This is a genomic window from Bradyrhizobium sp. HKCCYLRH1034 (assembly GCF_051168375.1).
Taxonomy (GTDB): domain Bacteria; phylum Pseudomonadota; class Alphaproteobacteria; order Rhizobiales; family Xanthobacteraceae; genus Bradyrhizobium.
This window is the reverse complement of the sequence record NZ_JBNPUW010000005.1, coordinates 382,724-404,811: the sequence shown is the minus strand read 5'-3', so window position 1 is coordinate 404,811 and position 22,088 is coordinate 382,724. Positions and strand designations below refer to the sequence as shown.

At 65.3% G+C, this 22,088-nt stretch carries 19 protein-coding genes and 1 tRNA gene; 10 read left to right on the top strand and 10 right to left on the bottom strand.

Translation table 11 applies throughout. The features are described from left to right. Positions 1 to 82 precede the first annotated feature (82 nt). Positions 83 to 1,465 carry an ABC transporter substrate-binding protein gene (locus ACQR0W_RS14705; RefSeq protein ID WP_315717541.1) on the bottom strand — a complete coding sequence of 461 codons (1,383 nt, stop codon included), beginning with the start codon at positions 1,463 to 1,465 and terminating at the stop codon, positions 83 to 85. 142 nt (positions 1,466 to 1,607) lie between these two features. Then, on the bottom strand, positions 1,608 to 3,557 hold the full coding sequence (locus tag ACQR0W_RS14700) for an AsmA family protein (RefSeq protein WP_315810648.1): 1,950 nt from the start codon (positions 3,555 to 3,557) through the stop codon (positions 1,608 to 1,610). A gap of 310 nt (positions 3,558 to 3,867) precedes the next feature. On the opposite strand from ACQR0W_RS14700, the gene ACQR0W_RS14695 reads away from it, so the two are divergent. Beyond that, on the top strand, positions 3,868 to 4,596 hold the full coding sequence (locus ACQR0W_RS14695; protein ID WP_315717540.1) for a CoA transferase subunit A: 729 nt from the start codon (positions 3,868 to 3,870) through the stop codon (positions 4,594 to 4,596). Beyond that, positions 4,596 to 5,246: a 3-oxoacid CoA-transferase subunit B gene (locus ACQR0W_RS14690; protein WP_315717539.1), complete on the top strand. Its 651-nt coding sequence runs from the start codon at positions 4,596 to 4,598 to the stop codon at positions 5,244 to 5,246. The genes ACQR0W_RS14695 and ACQR0W_RS14690 overlap by 1 nt, the downstream gene beginning before the upstream one ends. Before the next feature lie 8 nt (positions 5,247 to 5,254). Here ACQR0W_RS14690 and ACQR0W_RS14685 read toward each other — a convergent pair whose 3' ends face one another. The 4 genes from ACQR0W_RS14685 to ACQR0W_RS14670 all read right to left on the bottom strand — a co-directional run bounded on the left by ACQR0W_RS14685 (position 5,255) and on the right by ACQR0W_RS14670 (position 9,742). After that, a complete protein-coding gene (locus ACQR0W_RS14685; protein ID WP_316171502.1) occupies positions 5,255 to 6,976 on the bottom strand; it encodes a hypothetical protein in 1,722 nt (573 codons plus the stop codon). A 178-nt stretch (positions 6,977 to 7,154) separates the two neighbouring features. Next, the gene (locus ACQR0W_RS14680) at positions 7,155 to 8,036 is read right to left on the bottom strand and encodes a formylglycine-generating enzyme family protein (protein ID WP_316171503.1); all 882 of its coding nucleotides are present in this window, start codon (positions 8,034 to 8,036) and stop codon (positions 7,155 to 7,157) included. A gap of 51 nt (positions 8,037 to 8,087) precedes the next feature. Beyond that, complete coding sequence (gene nirK, locus ACQR0W_RS14675; protein ID WP_315754991.1) at positions 8,088 to 9,182, bottom strand: copper-containing nitrite reductase; 1,095 nt, start codon at positions 9,180 to 9,182, stop codon at positions 8,088 to 8,090. Positions 9,183 to 9,532: 350 nt separating this feature from the next. After that, a complete protein-coding gene (locus ACQR0W_RS14670) occupies positions 9,533 to 9,742 on the bottom strand; it encodes a hypothetical protein (RefSeq protein WP_315754993.1) in 210 nt (69 codons plus the stop codon). Positions 9,743 to 9,953: 211 nt separating this feature from the next. Here ACQR0W_RS14670 and hemN point away from each other — a divergent pair, with 211 nt between their 5' ends. Together hemN and ACQR0W_RS14660 are read left to right on the top strand one after the other, a co-directional pair. Then, a complete protein-coding gene (gene hemN, locus ACQR0W_RS14665; protein ID WP_316171504.1) occupies positions 9,954 to 11,306 on the top strand; it encodes an oxygen-independent coproporphyrinogen III oxidase in 1,353 nt (450 codons plus the stop codon). A 72-nt stretch (positions 11,307 to 11,378) separates the two neighbouring features. Then, positions 11,379 to 11,582 carry a DUF1858 domain-containing protein gene (locus ACQR0W_RS14660; protein ID WP_409998699.1) on the top strand — a complete coding sequence of 68 codons (204 nt, stop codon included), beginning with the start codon at positions 11,379 to 11,381 and terminating at the stop codon, positions 11,580 to 11,582. Here the strand turns inward: ACQR0W_RS14660 and ACQR0W_RS14655 are convergent, their stop codons facing one another. Then, a complete protein-coding gene (locus tag ACQR0W_RS14655) occupies positions 11,583 to 12,302 on the bottom strand; it encodes a Crp/Fnr family transcriptional regulator (protein ID WP_315754997.1) in 720 nt (239 codons plus the stop codon). Between the two features lie 170 nt (positions 12,303 to 12,472). Here ACQR0W_RS14655 and ACQR0W_RS14650 point away from each other — a divergent pair, with 170 nt between their 5' ends. Continuing rightward, the gene (locus tag ACQR0W_RS14650; RefSeq protein WP_316171505.1) at positions 12,473 to 13,684 is read left to right on the top strand and encodes an NnrS family protein; all 1,212 of its coding nucleotides are present in this window, start codon (positions 12,473 to 12,475) and stop codon (positions 13,682 to 13,684) included. Here the strand turns inward: ACQR0W_RS14650 and ACQR0W_RS14645 are convergent. After that, positions 13,669 to 17,010: a sensor histidine kinase gene (locus ACQR0W_RS14645; protein WP_316171506.1), complete on the bottom strand. Its 3,342-nt coding sequence runs from the start codon at positions 17,008 to 17,010 to the stop codon at positions 13,669 to 13,671. The genes ACQR0W_RS14650 and ACQR0W_RS14645 overlap by 16 nt on opposite strands. A 319-nt stretch (positions 17,011 to 17,329) precedes the next feature. On the opposite strand from ACQR0W_RS14645, the gene ACQR0W_RS14640 reads away from it, so the two are divergent. From ACQR0W_RS14640 to ACQR0W_RS14620, 5 genes are all read left to right on the top strand, one after another. Then, entirely contained in the window at positions 17,330 to 17,710 is a 381-nt protein-coding gene (locus ACQR0W_RS14640; RefSeq protein WP_315755002.1) for a phasin family protein, read from the top strand. 204 nt (positions 17,711 to 17,914) lie between these two features. Continuing rightward, positions 17,915 to 18,349 carry a phasin gene (locus tag ACQR0W_RS14635; protein ID WP_315755004.1) on the top strand — a complete coding sequence of 145 codons (435 nt, stop codon included), beginning with the start codon at positions 17,915 to 17,917 and terminating at the stop codon, positions 18,347 to 18,349. A 261-nt stretch (positions 18,350 to 18,610) separates the two neighbouring features. Continuing rightward, positions 18,611 to 18,687 (top strand) — tRNA-His (locus ACQR0W_RS14630). Between the two features lie 296 nt (positions 18,688 to 18,983). Then, complete coding sequence (locus ACQR0W_RS14625) at positions 18,984 to 19,337, top strand: hypothetical protein (protein ID WP_316171507.1); 354 nt, start codon at positions 18,984 to 18,986, stop codon at positions 19,335 to 19,337. A 261-nt stretch (positions 19,338 to 19,598) separates the two neighbouring features. After that, positions 19,599 to 20,276 carry a ParA family protein gene (locus ACQR0W_RS14620; protein WP_231327589.1) on the top strand — a complete coding sequence of 226 codons (678 nt, stop codon included), beginning with the start codon at positions 19,599 to 19,601 and terminating at the stop codon, positions 20,274 to 20,276. A gap of 111 nt (positions 20,277 to 20,387) precedes the next feature. Here ACQR0W_RS14620 and ACQR0W_RS14615 read toward each other — a convergent pair whose 3' ends face one another. Continuing rightward, on the bottom strand, positions 20,388 to 20,558 hold the full coding sequence (locus ACQR0W_RS14615; protein ID WP_315717524.1) for a hypothetical protein: 171 nt from the start codon (positions 20,556 to 20,558) through the stop codon (positions 20,388 to 20,390). Positions 20,559 to 20,727: 169 nt separating this feature from the next. Beyond that, positions 20,728 to 21,651, bottom strand: coding sequence for a 4-hydroxy-tetrahydrodipicolinate synthase (gene dapA / locus ACQR0W_RS14610; RefSeq protein WP_316171508.1), 924 nt, complete (start codon positions 21,649 to 21,651; stop codon positions 20,728 to 20,730). Positions 21,652 to 22,088: the final 437 nt, after the last annotated feature.

Genomic DNA, 22,088 nt, shown 5'->3' with positions numbered 1-22,088 from the left:
AAGCCATCCCGGCCGCATGCGCTGCGGCCGGGTTTTGTTGTCGTTGTCAGGATCTCGAGCTGGTGCCTCGCGAGGCGAGAGACTAGCCGGCGACCTCCTTCAGCCGCGCGATCAGCTCGTCGACGGCCTTCTCGACCGGCACCTTCTCGCTGACCACGCGGTTCATCGCCTTGGCCCAGACGTTCTCATTGTTGAGGATCGTGAACTTGTAGTTCTTGGTGAAGTCGAACGGCGTCGTGCCGCCGGTGAACTGGGTGTACACGGCCTTGCGATGGCGGTCGGCCTGCCAGAACGGGCTCTTCTGGCCTGCGGTCGTCACCGGGAACCAGCGGCCCAGCGCGCCCTCGATGTAGGGGCCGAGGTTCTCCTCCTGCATCAGGAACTTGATGAATTCCTTGGCCTGCGCCTTGTGAGGAGCATTGGCGAAGATCAGTCCGGTCTTGACGTCGGAGCGGTACTTGATCGGCGTGCCGTCCGGCTTGTTGGGGAAGGACGCGGTGATGATGTCCTCCTCATAGGCCTTCTTGCCGGCCGCGCGCTGCTCGGGCGTCAGCGCCGGGTTGGTGGAGTCCTCGAACCACTTGGCCGCGATCGAGATCGTGAAATTGTGGGTCATCACGATCGTCTTGTTGTGGAACGCGACGTTGTTGTCCGGATCCTTCCACGTCGTGGAGGAGGGCGGCGTGCAGCCCTTGATGTAGGTGTCGGTATAATCCTTCATCGCCTTGACGAGGCCGTCGCGCACCTTGGGGTCGTCGACCAGCAGCTTGCCGTCGTCGTCGACCAGCTTGACGTTGTAGGCGTCCATGAAGGTGTAGAACGACTGGAACGAGTCGGTGGATTCCACGCCCATCGGCTGACCGACGCCATACATGCGCTGGCCGGTGGCCTTGCGGACCGCCGGCTGCACCTTGTCGCACCAGAACGTCCAGTAGTCTTCCCACTTGGTGGGGATGTCGCTCTGCTTGAAGCCGGCCTTGCTCAGCAGGTCGCCCCAGATCTGGACGTGCATGCTCTGCTGCTTCAGCGGGAAGCCGTAATAGGCCTTCTTCTTGGTGACGTTGTTGTAGAGGTAGGCGGTCTCGAGCGTGTTCGGAGCGAACGCCGACTTCATCGGCTCCAGGATGTCGGTGAGATCCTCGAGCTTGCCTTCGTAGGCCCACTTGCCCTGGGCCTGAACGTCGTAGGTGTCGGCGTAGGCCACGTCGGGCACGGTGCCCGAATCGAGCGCGGCGACCGTCTTCGGAATCATGTCCTGGATCGCGTATTGCGACAGCTCGACCTTGATGCCGGTCTTGGCCTCGAACTTCTTGACGACGTTGAGCAGCGCATCGTCCTCGGACTTGTAGAAGCCCTTGCTCCACCAGATCGTGATGGTGTCCTGAGCGATGGCTGGTGCTGCAGCGCAAAAAAGCCCGGCGGCTGCGACTGCGATCGAAAGCGCACCCATTCCCCTGGATTTCACGTGTCTCTCCCTGATCCGCCGATCTTGCTTGATCGGTTGCGGCCGGACACTAGCCCAGGGACCCGACGTGATCCAGAAGTAATATATCAGACATAGGTCGTGACGGCGGCCGCGTATCGGCACGCGAAGCAAGCCGCGTCGGTCAGTTCTGCTTGGTGGGAGGGTCGCCCGTCGGGGCGTCAGCCTGCGGCGCAGTGTCCGGCTGCGCCGGGCGCAATCCGCCGCCGGTGAATCGTTCCAACACCGAGCGCACCGCATCCCTCGTCTTGCGGTCCTTGACCGCATCGAGCAGAGGGGCGGCGGCCGGAGCGCGGCGGATCAGGCTTTCCGGATCGGGAAAGATCAGCGGATCTTCCCAGGGGCCCTGGACGACGAAAGGCAGTTCGAAGCCGTTGCTGCCGTTGCCGGACGACAGCAGGCTCGCGACGCCCTTGAAATCGTATTCCCGTGTCGGCACCGAGGCCGTACCGGTCATCGTGATGCGCGCGGTCGGGCTCTCGACGCGGATGTCCTCTGCGGTCGCGATACCCTCGGAGAACTTGACCGCGATCGTCAGCGAATCGTAAGGCGTCGAACCGGAGCGGAAATTGCCGCCGCGCGACAGCGGGCTGCGCTCGAGGCGCTTCAGGAGCTGCTCGACGTTGAAGCCGGAGATCGCGCCATCGCGGCCCTGCAGGTTGGCGCTGCCGTCGAGCGACTGGGCGAGCCCGAACGGGCTCGAGCCCGAAGCCGTCAGCGAGACGTTGAGATTGCCGCGTCCCGACAGCGACGACACGCCGAACATCTCGTTCGCGCAGGCCTGCAGATCGACATCGTTGAATTGCAGCTCAGCCTTCACGTCGGCCACGGTGTCGGCACGGGCGATTCCGAACGAGCCGCGCACGATGCCGCCATACATCTGAGCCTCGCCGACCGAGAGGGCGAGCACGCCGTTGCGCAGGTTGGCGCCGAAGGCCGTGCGTCCGATTTTCGAGGAGCCGACCGTGACCTTTGCGGCCGATAGCCGCATGTCGAGGTCAGTGGTGGACAAGGCCTTGAGGTCGAAGAGTTGCCGATTCCAGTCGCGGGCCCCATTGGCCAGCAGCCGGACCGTCGAGATGTAGGGGGTGAAGTCGAGCGCGTCGGCCGCCAGCGTCGCCTGCAGCGTCTGCCGGCCGTTATTGGCGTAGGTCATCACGCCTTCGGCGGTGTTGCCGTCGAGTTCGACGTTGACATTGGTGAGGGCGATCGAGGCGCCGACCACGTTGGCACGGGCGCGCAAGGCGAAGCGCCCGAAGCCGCCGCCGCCGAGCGGCGTCTGCCCCGTCCAGCGCAGCGCATCGCGGAGCGAAGGGCTATCCACCGTCAGCATGCCTTCCATCAGCGCGCTGGTGCGGTTCGCGACCGTGCCGTCGAAGGCGACTTTCAGCGGCGCGCTGGCGAGCCGCATCTTCAAGCCGGACCGGTCCCCCGACAGCGCAGCCAGGAAGTCGCTGACGCTGATGGAGCCCTCGATGCGCTGGCCGCGCCAATCGAACTGCCCGGTCGCCGCGAACGAGCGCGAGATCGACGGCCAGGCGAGCGACAGGTCGATATCGTCGAGCCGCTCGGAAGCGTGGTGGTCGGTGTCCTCGTAGACCAGGATGCCGTCCTGAATGCGGATCTCGGAGAACGACATCTGGCTGTCGGGCCCCGGACGCATCGTGCGCGCGATGGTCTCGATGAAGGGCGTCCAGTTGCTGTTGCCGTCGGCCTCGCGGGTGACGTTGATCTGCGGCCGCAGCATCATGACATCGGCGATTTCGAACCGCTGCAGCAGCAGCGGCAACAACTGCAGATTGGCGGTCAGCACGTCGACGCGCAGGGCCGGATCCGCGGTGCCGCTGCCCTTCAGGCCGACATCGTGGAACGAGACATAGCTGCCCGGAAACAAGGAGACGTCGATATGTCCCTTGACGACGAGCTCGAGCCCGGTCACCGCGCGGATCTGGCTCTCCACCGCCTGCCGCAGTGCCTCGCGATTGACCAGCCAGGAGCTCGCGAGCAGGGCCACGAACGCGATGCCCAGCAGCACCGCGATCGGTGTGCCGAGGCGCCTCATTCCTTGGGCCATGGTCACGGACATGTCCTGGGATCGTCGGATCGCTGGTTACGCGGGATGGGCAGGGTGCGCCGAAAACCCCTGCCAACATCAACAACTTGATGCGCTTTCTTGACGCTTTCAAGGCCACGCCGCCGGTGTGGCCGGATTGCGGCGGAGCCCTGATATTCCGGACTCCGGATCGCCACGGAGGCGCAGGCTGGTGCGACAGCTAAAGCAGGATGTGCGCGTTGGGAAGGCATCATTGACGCATTGCGAAGATTTCGCCTAATAATCCGGTCGATATCCGCGCGGTCGCCGCTCTCCATCAGGTCATTCCCGTATGAACAAGGTCTATCCGGACGCCAAATCCGCCCTTGCCGGCCTCCTCAAAGACGGCATGACCATCATGTCGGGTGGGTTTGGTCTTTGTGGCATCGCAGAAACGCTGTCCGACGCCATTCGCGAGTCCGGGGTGAAGGACCTCACCGTCATCTCCAACAATGCCGGGGTGGACGGCATCGGCCTCAGCCGGCTGCTGGAGACGCGGCAGATCAAGAAGATGATCTCGTCCTATGTCGGCGAGAACAAGCTGTTTGCCCAGCAATATCTGGCCGGCGAGCTGGAGCTCGAATTCTGCCCGCAGGGCACCCTGGCCGAGCGCATCCGCGCCGGCGGCGCCGGCATCCCGGCCTTCTTCACCAAGACCGGCGTCGGCACGCTGGTCGCGGAGGGCAAGGAGGTGCGGGAGTTCGACGGCGAGAAATATCTGATGGAGCGCGGTCTGTTTGCCGATCTGGCGATCGTGCACGCCTGGAAGGGCGACACCGCCGGCAACCTCGTCTACCGCAAGACCGCGCGCAACTTCAATCCGATGATGGCCACTGCGGCCAAGGTGACGGTCGCGGAGGTCGAGCATCTGCTGCCGGCCGGCCAGATCGATCCCGACCACATTCATACGCCGGGCATCTTCGTGAAGCGCATCATCCAGGTCGGAACTGCGCTCAAGCGCATCGAGCAGCGCACCGTGCGCAAACGTGAAGCCGCCGCCGCAGCCGGGGAGGAAGTCTGATGGCCTGGACGCGAGAGCAGATGGCGGCGCGCGCCGCCAAGGAGCTGCGGGACGGCTACTACGTCAATCTCGGCATCGGCATTCCGACGCTGGTCTCCAACTTCATTCCGCCGGGCGTCGACGTCGCGCTGCAGAGCGAGAACGGCATGCTCGGCATGGGTCCGTTCCCCTATGAGGGCGAGGAGGATCCCGACCTCATCAATGCCGGCAAGCAGACCGTTACCGAGCTGCCGATCACCAGCTATTTCTCGTCAGCCGAATCCTTCGCCATGGTCCGCGGCGGCCACATCGACCTGTCGATCCTCGGCGCCATGCAGGTCGCCCAGAACGGCGATCTCGCCAACTGGATGATCCCCGGCAAGATGGTGAAGGGCATGGGCGGCGCGATGGATCTCGTCGCCGGCGTCAAGCGCGTGGTCGTGGTCATGGAGCACAGCGCCAAGGACGGCCCGAAGCTGCTCAAGCAGTGCACCTTGCCGCTGACCGGCGAGCGCGTGGTGGACATGGTGGTGACCGATCTGGCGGTGTTCACGATCGACAAGCACGGCAATGACGGCATGGCCCTGATCGAGCTCGCCGACGGCGTGACGCTCGACGAGGTCAAGGCCAAGACCGAAGCCGAGTTCCGGGTCGCGCTGAAGAATGCCTGAGGGCGCGGCTACCAGCGCCGGCACAACATCTCCGCGACCTTGACGGCGAGCCGGCATGCCGCTCGCCGCGGCGGGCTCGCAGCAGTGGACTGCGCGGTCTCCGCTAGCCCCTGAATGATGAGACACGGCACACTGCGGCTGAGGCAGATCAGCCCCATCGCATAGGCCATGTTATCCGTCGCAAGCGCGCCTGGAAACGCTGCCGAGATCTCGGCATTCGTGCCGTCGCCATCGCACGTCACCGTCATTCCTTCGAAGAACACGCCGATGTCATCCAGCATGCCATCCGCGGCCTCGTGCGCGAGGCGGCAAAGCTCGGGATCGGCCGGAATGATCATTCCACTGTCATCGACCAAGGGCGGCTCGGCAATGCTGAGCGCGTCGCGCAGCTTGATCTGAATCCGGAATGGCGCGACCGCGGTGGCGATGACGAGATCACCGGGGCCGGCGCCGACGAATCGCGGGCCGCGGGCCGCGTGCGGGAGATTCGGGCCCAGTGCTTCGGCCCGTCCCGGCATGATCAGCCACTGCGCCCCATGCTCTTCGATCGCCACTGCGGCCGCGCTCGCCACCTCGGCCATCGATCGCCCGAGGCACACGACCGCATGGAAGCAGGAATGCCTGATGATGGCGCGCGCCGCGTTGCGCTGTTCAATCAGTGTGCCCGGGCCCATGGCCTGGACCAGGGCTTCGATATCCTCCGGCGTTTCGACCACGAAACCGATCGTGTTGGCTTTGGCATGGAGAAATCGCAGCGCGTCGAGCATCGCGTTGATGCTGGCCTTCTCCCGACCATCGAGCTGCTGCCACAGCGCTTCGAGCACGTCCAGGGAGGCCTCGATGTCGGCGCCGATCACGCCCTGGCCGAGCGGGCGGCCGGGTGTCTCGCAACGGTAGAGCTCCTCCAATGCCTGCAGGACGGTTCTGCGGTCCTTGACGGCGTAGGCTCCTTGCAGGATGCGCGCGAGAACCTGGGCGCGCTTGCCAAGTTCGAGCGGAACGGCGAGCCAGGCAAAATCAGCCAGCTCGGCCGCCTGCTCGCTTGCGGCGCGCTGGAATTCGCCGACGACCTGACCGTAGTGCCAGCTCAATTGCCACGGCGTCACCTGCCGTCCGCGATACCTGCCGCGCTCGATGCGTTCGAGCGATTGCGCCTGCAACTCGTTGCGCAGGTCGGGATCTATTCCCGATGCGCGGGAATCCAGCAGACGATAGGCGCGTGTTGCGATCGCCGGTCCGAACCATTCGTGCTCGGGGTCGCCGACCGAGAGACCGCTCGGCATGCGGATGTGGACGGTCCTGCGAAACTGGTCGAGCTCGCGTCTTGCGACCTGGGCCGCGGTCACCGAAACCTGCTGCACCTCGCACAAACCGTCGACCACACTGGCCCAGTCCCAGAAGTCGTCGCCATAGAACGGAATGCGATATTGGCGGCTCGCGACGATCCGTGCGCAAGCCTGTTCGATGGCGGGAGCCACGCGATCGAGAATATCCTTGCGCGCCAGCGCGCCGTCCGTGAGACATTGGTGCACGAGACGCGCCGCGCCCGCATTCACCACGTGCCAGTCCCTGGCGGCGAATTTAGGCGACGTCCGCAGATATTCGAGCGCGTCGATGAGGCAGCGTCCAGCCAGTGCGCGGGGCGAATCGTCGTCGAACCAGCTGGTGTTGCCAATTCCGTAACCATGCAGGTCGGACGTGAAGAAGACCGGCGGATGTCGAGAATTCACACTCGCCTCCTGGTCCGCTTATCGCGTCTCTCAACGAAAATTGTCTAACGTTTGTAGCTTACATCTCGCAATCGAAAGTTGATTTTGCGTGACTGTCATTTGTGCCAGTGTCAGGGCACCGCCGATCCGGCACCGGCGTGGGTTGCTGTCGAGCGTGCTTAACGCTGAGCACGCCGCGTCAGGCGCGAATGGCGCCGAGGAGCCGGCTGAGACGCTGCGTCATGCTGCGGCTCCATGAGGGCTGTTCGCGGACCAGCCGGAAGCCGAGATTGGCAGGTGGCGTGCCGGAGGCGCAGCCGCCGGCGCGCGCGTCGCGGATGAAGTCGGTCACGTAGGCTCGATGCGCGCCTTCGGCCAGCCGCACGCCGCAATTGCTGACGGTCTTGGTGACGCGACCTGCACTATCCTGCGTCTTGCGTGTGAAGCAGGTCGAGGTCCACTCCCAGACATTACCCGCGAGGTCGGCAATGCCGTGCTCGTTGATGCCGAAGCTGCCGAAGCCGCGCGTCTCGGAGTCCTCTTGCAGCGCGGCTTCCCGCTCGTAGCGGGCAATCCAGCGTCGGGAGGGATCGGCGTCGTCGATCGAGACGCCATCGTCCTTGAAGCGGCTGCCCGCCGCATAGGCCCACTCGGTATCGGTCGGCAGACGATAGCTGTGGCCGGTCCGGTGTGAGAGCCATTCGGCGTAGGCCACCGCGTCATGCCAACTCACCTGCACGGCCGGGCGATCGCTGGCGATGGGAACGTTGCGATCGAGCGCGCGGCACGCATGCGCTTCGACGCAGGCGTGGTAGTCCGCGGCACTGACCTGGTTCGTCATGATCGTCAGCGGATGATCAAAGCGGACCGTCGTGATGGGCGCTTCGGCCTGCCGCCCGCTGCGGAGATGGTCACCGGAGTCGCGGTAGCTGATCGTACCAGGTGCGATCTCGGTGAGGGCGGGGCCGTCGAAGTCCGCAACGCGGTTTGGCAGATCGGCAAGGATCGGTGCCATTGCGGTCGGGCCAGCCAATCCGACGACGCAGGCGATGGTGAGCTTGAGCTTGAAAGCGAGCAGCATGGCAGCACACTCAGGAGAGTGGGGGCCGGATACGCCGGCCCCCAGGGCCGATCAGTTCGTCGTGCCGGTCGGAATGTCCGCCGGGGCCTTGACCTGCGTCATCAGGTCGTCATTCCACTTGCCTTCGACCTTGAAATGGGCCGTCGCGCCGAGATTGGCCGCCTCGATCAGGTTGTGGGTGACGTAGGCGTAGATGCCGGGCTGCAGGAATTTGTAGAGCGCGGCGCCTGCCGAGCCGCCCCGGATGAACCAGGTCTCGAGCCCGGTCTCCGGCGCGTTGGAAAATTTGCCGGTCTCCCAGACATAGTCGCCGTGGCCGCCGATCAGATGCGGACGACTGTCGCGGTTCGCCTGCGAGTGCACGATCAGAACGTTCTCGCCGACATTGGCCGTGAGCGCATTCTTTCCGGTGAGCGCGCCGGCCTTGCCGTTGAACACCACATGGGTCGGCGTGAGCTTGCGCATGACCTCCTCGGTGTCGCTATAGGCTTCGCCGGGCGAGTCGTAGGACTTGAAGTTTCCCTTCTCGTCGCGCGGGACGTAGAGGTCCTGCTCGCCGATGTAGTAGACGCGATCGTAGCGCAGCGCGTGTCCGCGGCCGTCATTGAGACCGTCGCGCGGCAGCACCATCACGGCGCCGTTCATGCCGGAGACGACATGCCAGGGGATCATCGGTCCGCCGGGGGCGCAGTGATAGACGAACACGCCGGTCCGCGTCGCCTTCCAGCGTAGCACGACCTGTTCGCCCGGATTGACCAGGGTCAGCGCGCCGCCGCCCAGCGCTCCGGTCGCGGAGTGGAAGTCGATGTTATGCGGCATGCTGTTGGTCGCGGGATTGACCAGGGTCACCTCGACATAGTCGCCCTCATGGACCACCATCAGCGGGCCTGGCATCGAGCCGTTGAACGTCATGGCCTGGAAGGTGGTGCCCTTCTCGTCGATCACCATCTTCTTTTCCTGGACCACGAGCTTGAACTCCATGATCTTGGGCCCCTGCTTCGTCGCCTGCTCGTGCGCATGCACGAACGGCGGAGCCACCAGATCGACCTTCTGGCGCGGCAGCTTGAGGTCCTCGGCCATCGCGGGAGCCGCAAGCATCATCGCGGCGATGGCTGCACTGAACATGGCGGTGCGGCGGGTCAACATGGATCGCTCCTTCATTGGATCTGTTGTAGTGCCGCAATCATCATGCTCCCGTTGGAACTCGGCTTGTTTGTGCTGCAACAAGCAACTTCGCAATTGCGGAATCAGGCGGCAGATCTTGAGCGAATTTGGCGCGGCTGCGCCCGCGCAGCGCGCGAATGAGTTGCATCGGCGCGCAGTTTCGTGGGAGGCCGGACAGGGTGCGGAGCAAAGCGGGCCGGACTGTCCCGCGCGACGACGCGATAAGATGATGGGATCTGTCCGTCTGCCCATACGGCACGAGAATCGCGGGCGCTATGATGCGCGCTTCAGAGCGCAGCTCTGGACCGATCGACGATGGGCTCCCGAACTCGTCAGCTCAGCCAGCGCACCGCCAGCAACACGACGAAGGCCACTGCCGCCGCGATGCAAAACACCGTGGTCATGAACATGGCGATGTTGCCGAGCAGGCCTGTCGGCCCCGACTCGTCGCGGAACGATTCGAAGCCGTCGGACTGGGGGATATGGCCGCGGATGCCGGCGAGGAGAGCAAATGAACGGATCAGCAGTTGCACAGCTTCCATTGCGATTTCCTCGAATCGTCGATGATTCGATGATGACGGGAAATGAGCCGGCCACTTTGAGGAAGCGCAAAGTCCGCGGTGATCACCGGCGTTCTACTGCTCCAACAGGGTATCTGCCGGCCGCGCCTTGAGAAAGCTCAAGGTCGTCCCTCTTGCCTTGTGTCAAGAACCTCCGAACCCCAGGTCGACACGCTCAGGTGACAGGCAGGACATGAGACCAGATCTTGCAGCATGCTACGGACAGGAGCGCCTCCCGCGCTACACCAGCTATCCCACGGCGCCTCATTTCTCCAACGCGGTCGGCCCGTCCACCTACGCAGAATGGCTGCGTGCGATACCAGCAAGCGCGACGGCATCGTTGTACCTGCACGTGCCCTTCTGTCGCTCGATGTGCTGGTATTGCGGCTGCAACACCATGGTCGCCAAACGCGACGAGCCGATTGCGGTCTACGAATCGGCACTACGTTGCGAGGTCGACATGGTGGCGCGCCAGATCGGCCGGCGGCTGCAGGTCGGGCACATCCATTTCGGCGGCGGCACGCCGACCATCATGGCGCCGGAGTCCTTCGTCGATCTCGTCGGATCGCTGCGCCATTCCTTTTTCGTGTTGCCATCGGCGGAGATCGCCATCGAGATTGATCCGCGCACGCTGACGGCGGAGATGATCGCGGCGCTGGGGGTGAGCGGGGTCAATCGCGCCAGTCTGGGCGTGCAGAGTTTCGATCCGCGGGTGCAGCAGGCGATCAACCGGGTGCAGAGCTTCGAGCAGACTGCGGCGGCCACGAACGGGTTGCGTCAGGCCGGCGTTGCCGGCATCAACTTCGACCTGATCTACGGACTGCCGCATCAGAACGTCGAGTCGTGTCTCGACACCGTCCGGCGCGCCATCGACCTGCGCCCCGACCGGCTCTCCGTGTTCGGCTACGCTCATGTGCCATCGTTCAAGACGCACCAGCGCAAGATTCAGGACTCGGCGTTGCCGGACAGTCTGGAACGCTACGATCAGGCCTGCGCGATCGCTGACGCGCTGAAGGACGCAGGCTACGTCCAGATCGGGCTCGATCATTTCGCCTTGCCCACGGACCCGATGACCATCGCGTTCCGCGAAGGCCGGCTGCATCGTAATTTCCAGGGCTACACGACCGATGCCAATGATCTGCTGCTCGGCTTCGGCGCCTCGGCGATCGGACAGCTGCCGCAGGGCTATGTCCAGAACGCGCCGCAGGTCCGGGCCTATGAGCAGAAGATCGCGTCCGGCAGCCTCGCGACCGTGAAAGGCTATGGCCTGACCGATGACGACCGCCTGCGGGCGGACATCATCGAGCGCATCATGTGCGACTACGGCGTGGATCTCGACGTCATCTGCACCCGCCATGGCACGGACACCGACGACATGCTGAGATCGGCGCCGCGGCTGCAATCGCTGATCTCCGACGGTGTGGTGGAGCTCAACGGCGGTGCGCTCGCGGTGACCGAGCATTCCCGGTTCCTGGTGCGCAGCGTCGCTGCGGCGTTCGATGCGCATCTCGACGCGTCGAAGCAGCTGCACAGCCGGGCGGTCTGACTGTCGAGGTGCCGCGGTGCTTGTGCCGCGACAAAGACCGCAAAGGGCATGCCCGCTACCGTTCGCGCTGGAATGGAGGCGCGCATGCCAATCTCCTTCGATGAACTGGTCGACGATGTCATGCGGCGAAGGCCGGAGACGATCGGCGTCTTTCTTGCTTTCCAGATGCGTTGCGTCGGTTGCCCGATCGCCTGTTTTCACAACGTCGCGGATGCCTGCCACGAGCATGGCGTCGATCCCGACGCGTTCCTCGCCGCCCTGTGTGCCTGCTCGTGATCAGGTGCGGGATGCGGCCGCGTCGCCGGCGCCCTGCTGCGCCAGCAGCACGATCTTGTGCGGCTCGCGCAGGACGATCTTCTGACGGCCGCTTTCGACCAGGCCGAGCTGCTCCCAGCCGGAGAGGATGCGGCTCACCGTGTGCAGCGTCGTCCCGGTCATCTGCGCAATGTCCTGCCGGCTGATCGGGAAATCGATCTGCACGCCATGATCGAGCTTGCGGCCGGCCTGGTTGGCGAGCCGAAGCAGCGCATGCGCGATGCGCTGCTCCACCTGCTGCGTCGACATTTCGATCACGCGCGCGTGGGTTTCCTGCAGCCGCTGGCCGACCGTCTGCAGCGTGTTCGCCGCCAGCGATGGGAACTTCGCGACCAGCCGCGGCCATGAGGCGGACGGCCAGGCCAGCACGATGCTGTCGTCGACGGCGGTCGCTGTCGCCGGATAATGTTGGAGTCCGATGGCGGGGGCGACGCCGAACGTGTCCCCTGGCACGACATAGCGCACCACGATCTGGTCGCCGGTGGGCGTCGTCTTGCTGGCGCGGACATGACCGTGGAGCAGCAGGAAGAACGAGGTCGCATCGGCGCCCTGCTCGAACACCGCACCGTTGCGGGGGACGCGAAGGGAGCGGGCCTCCCGCAGCACGTCCGTGAGATCCTCAGCGGACAGCCCTGCAAACAGCGGCAGATGCGCGACCAGCGAACGGTCGATGGAAGCCATGATGTTCTCCGGGGCCGGATTCGGCTCAATTTTGCGGCGCTCAATAGCACGTTTTTGCGATCCGTCGGAAGTTTGTGCTGGCGCAAGCCATAGTGGGCGACGCGCAACTACATGTTAAGCACAGCGCCGCGATCGGTGCGGTTCCCGTCCTTCATCGAGCGAGCATGCACATGGCCATTCCACGCAACTATCAGGGCTGGACCGTCCTCGCCAACGGGTTCAGGCCGTTCTTCCTGCTCGGCGCGCTCCAGGCTGCGCTGGCGATCCTGATCTGGCTCCCGGCCTTTTACGGTGAGCTGAAGCTGAGCTCGGGCTTTGTCCCCCGAGACTGGCACGTGCACGAGATGCTCTACGGCTACCTGCCGGCCATCGTCACCGGCTTCCTGTTCACGGCGATCCCGAACTGGACCGGACGGCTGCCGATCCGGGGCCTGCCGCTGCTCACCCTGGTGCTCGTATGGACGGCCGGACGACTGGCCGTCACGGTGTCGGCGCTGGGTCCCTGGTGGGCCGCGCTGCTGATCGATGCGAGCTTCCTCGTGCTCGTCGTCCTGGCCGCGGCGCGCGAGATCGTCGCCGGGCGCAATTGGCGCAATCTGCCGGTGGTTGCGATCGTCACGGTGCTGTGCGCCGGCAACATCGCCTTCCACGTCGAGGCCCATCTGCGTGGCTCGGCCGATTACGCGATCCGCGTCGGCGTTGCCGTGATCGTGCTGCTGCTCGCGCTGATCGGCGGCCGCATCACGCCGAGCTTCACGCGCAACTGGCTGGTCAAGCACAATCCCGGCCGGCTGCCGGCGCCGTTCGGCCGCTTCGACATCGCGGTCGTGCTGTTCAGCGCGCTGAGCCTGCTCGGCTGGATCCTGGTTCCTGAGAGCGCGCCGACCGCGCTCGCGCTGGCTGCGACCGGCATGTTGCATGTGGTGAGGCTCGCGCGCTGGGCCGGCGATCGCACCTTGCGCGAACGGCTGCTGGTCATCCTGCATGTCGGTTACATGTTCGTTCCGCTCGGCTTCCTGCTCACGGCGGCCGCCAGCCTCGGATGGATTCTGCCCAGCGCCGGGCTGCATGCCTGGATGGTCGGAGCCGCCGGCATCACGACGCTTGCCGTGATGACGCGGGCCACGCTCGGCCACACCGGCCAGGCGCTGACGGCCGCGCCCGCGACCCAGGCGATCTATCTGGCGATCATCATCGCAGCGGTGACGCGGATCTGCGCCGCAGTGGCGCCGGCGCACGGCGAGGTGCTGCTGCACGTCGCGGCGTTGGCCTGGATCGTCGCATTCGCCGGCTTCGTCCTGGTGTTCGGTCCGCTTCTGCTCGGTCTCAAGCGTCGGTCACTGGCCGTGCGGCGGGCGGGATCGGCTCAGCCGGTGCTCTGATTGCGCGCCACGGCGCGGGGAAACACCACCTCGATCAACGTGCCGGATTTCGGCGCCGCCTTGATATGAAACTGCGCCCGGTTGGCTTCGACCAGCGCCTTGGTGAGCGACAGGCTGAGACCGGCGCCATCGGGGCCTTGCTCGGAAGCCGAGGGCGCACGGAACGGTTCGAGCGCGGCGGCCACCTCCTGATCGTTCAGGCCATGACCGGTGTCGCGCACGCGCAGCGCGACCTCGCCGAAATCGGTCAGCGCGGTCGAGACGATGACCTGGCCGCCGGGATTTGCCAGCGAGATCGAGGCCGAGATCAGGTTCATCGCGATCTGGCGCAGCGCCCTTGTGTCGGCGATGACCGGCGGCAGCAGTTGCGACAGCGAGGTGCGGATGATGATGCGGGCGCGGTTGGCCTGCGGCTGCATCACTGCGACACAGTTCTCCACCAGCTCGTTGAGGTTCTGGCTGGTGAAGGTGAGCTCGAGCTTGCCGGTCTCGATGCGCGACAGCTCCAAGAGATCGTCGATCAGGGAGACGACGCGCTCGCCCGAGGCGCGGATGTCCTTCATGTATTCGGCGTAGCGCGTGTTGCCGATCGTGCCGAAACGTTCGCCGATCATGACCTCGGCAAAGCCGATGATCGCGTTCAGCGGTGCGCGCACCTCGTGGCTGATCCGGGCCAGCATGTCGGCCTTGGCGTTGGCGGCCCGATCGGCCACGCGACGAGCCTGCAGCAACTCGCTATCGCCGCGATGGAGTTGCGACAGGTCGCGGAACACGGCAAAGAAATTCGGACCGCCGGGCCGGGTCCGGCCAATTGCCATCGACAACGGAATGACGCCGCCCTGAGCGACCTTCCCGAGCACCTCGCGGCCCTGATCGAGCCCGCTCGACGCGCCGGCCTGCTGCACGCTGTCGAGGTCATCGAGCACGAGGCGGGCGCTTTCCGGCGCGAACAGCTCGATCAGGTTACGGCGCACCAGCGCCGCGCCATCGTAGCCGAACAGCGCCTCGGCGCTGCGGTTGCAGGCGTGGATGTTGCCGCCGGCGTCGAACATCAGGATGCCCTCGGCTGTGACGTCGAGGATCGCCGCAAGATCTTCGGCTTCGGCGTGGCCGGCGGCCGGAGGCGGGGCCACGACCAGGGGGGCCGGTGCAGCCGAGGCCTGCGCCGACATCGGTGCGGCGTCGGCGGCCGTCGGAACCGCGGCTGCGGTGCCGGGCGCCGGAGCGAAGATCAGGGCATGGGCGGTATCGCCGTCCCAGGTGATCGTGAACAGGCGGGCTTCCGCCTTCACCTCCTCGCTGGAGGAGCCGTCGGCGGCCGAGATCGTGACGGGGGTGCCGGCCTCCGACTTGTTCGACGCGGACGACACGCCCGGCTCGACATAGAGCGCATCGAGCCCGCCTGCCTGCTCCAGGGCCGCAAGATCGGCGTAGCCCATCTGCCTGAAGAAGGCCGGATTGCCATAGAGCAGCCGATCGAGCCGGTAGATCAGCATGCCCGTCGGCAGCAGGTCGAGCAGGATGCGGTCACGCTGACTGTCGCCCTGGGCCGGCGGCTCCTCGGGGCTGAGCCATTCGGTCTGCAGCTCCGAGCCATGATCGGTCGCCGTTTCCGTCGCCGACGGAGCCTGTTGCTGCGGCGGGACCGACGGATCGCTCACGCGCGATCCCGGCTCGAGCGCCGCACTCGCGACGCCCGCGGCTGAGTTGCGGATCTCGCCTTCGAGCCGGGCCGACAGCTGACGCGCGAGTTCATGGAACGCACTGTTCTCCACCGGCGTGAGCACCGGATGCTTGGACTCGCCCGGAGCGCGGAACGGGACCACGTTCCCGGTCGTTTCGAGCCCGATACCGTCGATGTGGTGTACGTCCGGCGCAATGGAAGCCTCACGCGATGACGCAGTGATGTTGTCCTGCTGCGGCGGCACATCTGCGGCCTGCACATGGTCGGATTGGGCAGGTTCGGTTTCGTCGGCGTCCGGAGCATCGGTCGCGGCTGCATCGGTCGATGCGGGGCGACGTAGTGCGGCCAGCCGGTCCAGGGCGTCGAGGTCGCGACAGACGCCGAAGCCGCGATAGCCGGCATGGGTTCTGTCCTCCGTCAGGACAGGCAGTCCCGACAATTCGACCGCAAGCCGCTCGCCCTCCGCGGGCCAGCTGACGACGATCCCGCTCCAGGTCTCTTTCGTTTCGATCGCGGCACTGATTCGCCCTTCGGGATCGAGGCCTAGCGATGCAGTGAGCTCATGCCAGGGATGGCCGAGCTTGGCGGCGCTGTGCCGCCCGATCAGGCGGGTGAATTCATCGGAGCCGATCGAGAACCGTCCCTCGGCATCCATCTGCCAGGAAAATCGGAGCGGATGGCGGCGGCCGACTGAAAGGTCCGCCGCGCCGGAATCGGCAGGATGCGCGTGATCTTCCGTTTGCGGCGCCGACGCCTTGAACAGGTCGGCCTCGGCCGGATCGTCGATCAGCAGGAACTCGGCCGGCGCTTCGTTCGACAGCGCGGGGGATTCGTCGTCGGTTTGGCGTTCAGTCATTGCATCCATCGGAAGAGGAGGCGAAGTCACGACCGTGGGCCCAGCGGCAACATCCACGGGGGCTGGTGATGCCGGGGCGGCATCCGCGGTTGGCTCAGGTATTGGCGCCGTGCCCGGCGCCTCGATCTCCTCGGCAGGGGCCGGCATCGGGACGGCCACCAGCCCGACCTGGTTGCCGCTGCCGATGCGGTAGAGCGCTGCGCGCTCCGTGCCAAACGTCACCTCGGCCATGCCATCGGCCAGCGCCGCCCTGCGTATCCCGACGAAATCCGGCTCGCTCAGGTCGCGCATGCCAAACAGGCGCCGTCCGGCTGAACTACTGCCGGCGAACTGACCGTCCTGGGTGAATGCGATCAGCGCATGCTCACTCGTCTCCACGAGCCGCTTCAGGCGATCCGCCAGGGGGAAGCTACGTCCACCCCCGTCGGTGCCGGTGATCAGCACCGCGCGCGTGCCATCCGGCAGATCGATCCGGGCGCAGCCGCAGGTCGCGAGCGTGCCGAGCGGCGCGCCGAAGCCACGGAGGCGTTCGAGCCGCAAGGCGCCGGTCTCGGGCAGCCGCCGTCCCAATTGAGCGACCTGGCGACGATGCGCGTCGGCAGGGCCGAGCGTCTTAGCGATCAGCGCCGCTGCGCTCGCCGCGCCGAGGGCGCGCGCACCGGCCGCATTGGCCCACAGCACACGGCTGCCATCGGCCGACCATAGCCAGGCCGGCAGACTGCCGGCGGCGTGGACGGCCAGCCGGGGGTCGCTGAGGGCCTGCAATTCGAGATCGGCGTAGGTCATGGGCGACGACGGCAAACGGCTCTTGTGATGTTGATCGGCCGACGGATCGGCGGTCGGAACTGGTCGCGTTAAGAATTCGTTACTATCGCGCGTTTTGAGGGCCGAGGTCCACGGCGGGGCCGCGCTCCTGTCCTGCTAAAGCTTGGATAACCTTAATGTGTTCCTCGTGAGCCGCAGCGCGCGGAATCGCGGCGAACCCCCCTGTTGGGGACCACGATGATACCTGGGCAGGTCGAGAGCTGCGCGGGCAACGGGACGGTCACCGCGAGGACGAGGCGCTAAGGGCGCCAGCCAATCGTGACGTCAGAAGGAGGGAACCATGACCGACGACGGGCGACGATTCGAGATTCCGAAAGACATGCGGGCGATGGCGGAGGCAGGCTTCAACCAGGCACGTCAGACGTTCGAGAAGTTCTTGGCTGGAGCGGAGGCGACGGCCGGCTCGCTCGAACACCGCAGCACGACGGTGCGGGCCGGGGCCAAGGACATCGGCGCCAAGGTCTTGTCCTACGCTGAAAAGAACGTCCAGTCGTCGCTCGACTACGCCCAATCGCTGGTGCACGCCAAGGACCTGCCCGAGGTGCTGCGGCTGCACGGCGAATTTGTTCAGGGCCAGATGCGGTCGCTCGCCGAGCAGGCAAGCGAAATGGGGCAGGCCATCGGCAAGGTTGCGATCGACGCCACAAAGCCTAAGGCCTGACGGAACGTTCTCCGCTCCCGAAAATCTGGAAGCGGGTGCGGCAAACAGTTCCTGATGGTGGAATTTCCGTTGCGTTGCACAAAAGCGCCACGATATAGCTCTACGCGAGGTTGTTACCTCCCAGGGGCGGTTCCTCTGCGTGATCCGAAGTGACGTCCCGATTGCCGGGACGGTCCAGTCTCAATGTTTCGAAGGATGCATGCCATGACCAATGCCACCGATCCTTTCTCCGCGTCCATCATCCCGTTCGAGGTTCCCGAGCAGATGCGCGCGTTCGCCGAAAAAGGCGTGTCCCAGGCCCGCGAGAACTACGCCAAGTTCAAGGACGCAGCGGAAACCCACAATTCGGCCATCGAGGCCTTCTTCGCCAACGCCAGCAAGGGCGCCGGCGCCTACTCGTCCAAGGTCATGGAATTCACGAAGGCCAATACCACGGCTTCGCTCGACTTCGCCCAGGAGCTGTTCGGCGTGAAGTCGCCGTCGGAGGCGATGGAGCTTTGGACGGGCTTCGCGCGCAAGCAGTTCGAGACCTTCACGGCCCAGGCCAAGGAGCTCGGCGAGCTCGGCCAGAAGGTTGCGGCCGAGACGGTTGAGCCGATCAAGGAAAGCGCCACCAAGCTGTTCAAGACGGCGGCCTGAGGGCCAGCCTCAAGTCTCGCCGGGTGCGCGGTACGGCCGTGTGCCGACATGGACGGCGGGAGATCCATGACCCGGGCGCGTTCGCGGCCGGGTTTGCTTTCTGGGGCTCGCCGTTTGCACGGGGGCTCGTTCGGGCCGAAGCGGCGTCAAAAAACGCCGTCACGGCAGGGGACTTTATCCGTTCTCGGCCTTGCCAAATTCGCCCGTTGCACCTAGTTTCCGGCCCGTTCGGACGCCCCTCGTGGGCCGTCCCATGCGGATGCAGTTGTAGCTCAGTTGGTTAGAGCGCCTGTCTGTGGAACAGGAGGTCGGTGGTTCGAGCCCACCCAACTGTACCATGGCCACGCCCATCGCTGTGCCGTTCGCAAGCTCACCTCCATCCGTGCTCCGCGCCCCATTGATCCTGCGCCGTGATTTGTAGCCCCGTCGCGACCTCTCGCGCAGGGCCGGGGCGTGGGCGCAGAGCTTTGGTCGCGGAAGCCCGAGCCCGGTCTCCGTATTTCGACGGATATATCGCCGGATCGTGCGCTCGCTTGCGGTTTTGCTGCGCCGGATCGGTAGCACGGCGTGGCGCCGTTGCTTGCGAATCCGGTCTCCTTCAATCACAGTTGGCGGCAACGAGGGGGAGGGGGCGATGAGAGGGATTGATCTCGATCCATGCATCTCTGCCGTACTGATCGCTATAGCCGCGCTGTTAGTCCCCGTAACCGCACGGGCCTATACCGCCGAGCAGGAGCAGGCGTGCACAGGCGATGCGTTCCGGCTTTGTAGTTCCGACATTCCCGATGTCGATCGTGTCACCGCCTGCATGGTCCGCCGCAAGGCCGAGCTGTCGCCGCCATGCCGCGCCCAATTCGGGCCGCCAGAGCGCCAGACAGCGTCATCGGGCCGCGCGGAGCGGCCGATGAGCATTCGTCCTGTCACCAGGAAGCCGATCACTGCGCGCGCCGGCAAATCGAAGAAGTCGACGCGACCGGACGCGACGTGAGCGATGCCGATGGCCGCATTTGGCGGCACCGGGAATGGCGGCGGTTCTCGACGCGCAGCCTCAACATGTAAGTGCGATGGGGCATGACCGGATGTTGTCGAACATCGCGGCCTGATCTGCTGTTTTGCCTGCTTTGGTGTGACTCAAAAACCAATGCGTTTCGGCAATCAGGAGTTACGTCTTATCGATCGCTAAATTTATCTTCCGCGAATCAGTCCGCTGATTCATTTTCGCTGCCGGGGTCAATCTGGAGGCCAAGGTATGAACGTTATTGTTTTCGCATCGCGTAAGGGCGGTTCAGGCAAGAGCACCCTGGCCGCCCATCTCGCTGCGCAGATCAAGTCGAGCAAGTCTTGTCTGCTCATCGATGCCGACCCGCAGGGGTCGCTGACGCTTTGGCACAAGCTGCGCGGCACCAACGAGCCGCCGATCAAGACGGCCGTGAACTCGGTGAGCGCGATCGTGTCCGCCGCCCGCCGCGACGGCGTCGAATGGGTGCTGATCGATACGCCGCCGACCATCTCGGCCGTCGTCGAGGATGCGATCAAGAACGCGACCATGGTGATCATCCCGGCCCGCCCCGGCGTGTTCGACGTCAACGCGGTACAGGAGACGATCCAGACCTGCCGCGCCGCGCGCAAGCCCTACGCGGTCGTTCTCAATGGCGCGCCGGCGCGCCGCGACGATGCCGAAAGCCCGATCGTCACCATCGCCCGCGAGGCGCTGGCGAAGTTCAAGGCCCCGGTGTGGGGCGGCCAGATCACCAACCGCGCCGATCTGCTGATGGCGCTGGGCCAGGGTGAAGGCGTGCGGGAATATTATGCGGAGGGCCGGGCTGCGGCCGAGATCGCACGCCTCTGGGCTGCGATCGAGCGTTCGGTGCGGGCGATTCGCGGGACTGTGTCGGCCAACGGCGCCATGCACAAGCAGGCGGCCTGATCGCGGCATCAGATGAGGCATCGACGCGCGGTCTTCCGCGCGTTTTTTGCGTCGGGTCACACGATCTGGCGTGAGTGCCGACCTCGCGCCGCGCGAGAGGGCGCGGCGAGGTCAGGCAACCATCAGGAAATAGAAGGCGATTGCCGGCGTCAGGGTCAGGATGACGGACCAGATCCCGACCGCCCAGAGAATGTCTTCGACGCTGAACCCCTGGTGCTCAGGGTATGGATGATCCTGCAAAGCCACGACGCCCTCGCGCTCTTTGATGTTTTCAACATCCATAGCGGAACATCTTTAAACACGAGGTTGCGGACTGCGCCGCTTTTGATCGCGTTTGTTAGCTCGGATTAACCACGGAGATTCTGCTCCGGCTCCGCAGCGGTGGCGCGGCTCTGCCTGGCCGTCCCGATCGGGAAGGCAAGGCAGAGCCGGCGAATAGGTTGGGACGTGCTCAGGCAACGCGGTTCTGCGCGGTCGTCGGCTGGCGCCGCTCGATCTGCTGATCCAGCCGTGCGGCGAGGTCGTCGCCAACCTCCACCATCGGCAGCCGCACTTCGGGGCTCGCAATGACGCCGGTGCGCGCCAGCCAGTACTTGGCCGGTGCGGGGCTCGGCTCGGTGAACAGCAGCCGCGTCAGATGCTCGACCTGCGCCCAGCACGCTGCTGCCGCGTCGTGACGGCCGGCCTTCACGTGCTGCAGGATTGCGGCAAACGTCTCGGTCTCCAGATGTGCCGAGAGCAGGATGGCGCCGTCGGCACCGGCCTGCAGCGCATCGAAGCTCTGGGCGTCTTCGCCCGTCAGGATATGAAAGCCAGCGCGCCGGCGCGTGATCAGGTCGCGCGTCTGCGTGCGGTTGGCGCAGCAATCCTTGAGCCCAGCGATGGCGGGATGCTCGGCGAGCTGCAGCAACGTCTCGTTGTCGAGGCCGACCGCCGACCGATAGGGAATGTTGTAGAGCACGATCGGATGGGCGGTGCGGTCAGCCAACGCGGTGAAATGCGCCAGCAGGCCGCGCTGCGACGGACGCACGTAAGGCGGACTCGAGATCAGATAGAAGTCGATCGGCCATGACGCGGTTCGGTCGAGCGCTTCGATCACCTCGGCCGTCGCCACGCCGCCGACACCAAGACAGATCGGCAGCGACCGGCCGGTGGTGTCGAGCTCGTCCCGGACCACGCTGATCAGACGGGCGCGCTCGTCCCATGACAGCGCCAGTCCTTCTCCTGACGTGGCACCGAGCACCAGTCCATCGATCCGCTTGGCAGCGTAGTGCCGAACCAGACTGCGTAAGGATGGTTCGTCGAGCGCGCCATCGCGGAACGGCGTGATCAGGGGCAGCCAGAGGCCCTGCAGTCGGGTCGTAACGTCGGTCATGGTCCATCTCCTTGGGTTGGCAGGAGCCGGAGACGGGACACGCAAAAAAGCCCCGTCCTCGCGGCGGGGCTGGTGATGCGGCGGTGAATTCGAGAGATTCTAGCGCGCGCGTCCACATGTCCCCGGGAGGGGAGCTTTTTTCGACGACAACTTGGCGTACGAAGACGTGGACATGCGATCTAGATGCGCGGTGCGGGCGATGCTGTCAACGCCGCATCGGGCACGACACGGAAACATTCGGCAAAAAAATAGCCGGGCCCAAATGAGCCCGGCTGGAGGTATTGGCCAAAGCGGCCGACACAATCACCTTCCAAGAGGGATTTCTGAACGCTCGCGCCACTGGAGGAGGGGGACAATGCGCAACGCCAACGCTCAGCACATCCTCAGTATGGGCTCTCGCATGGCGTCGCAGCAACCATGCAAGCCGCATGTCAGAC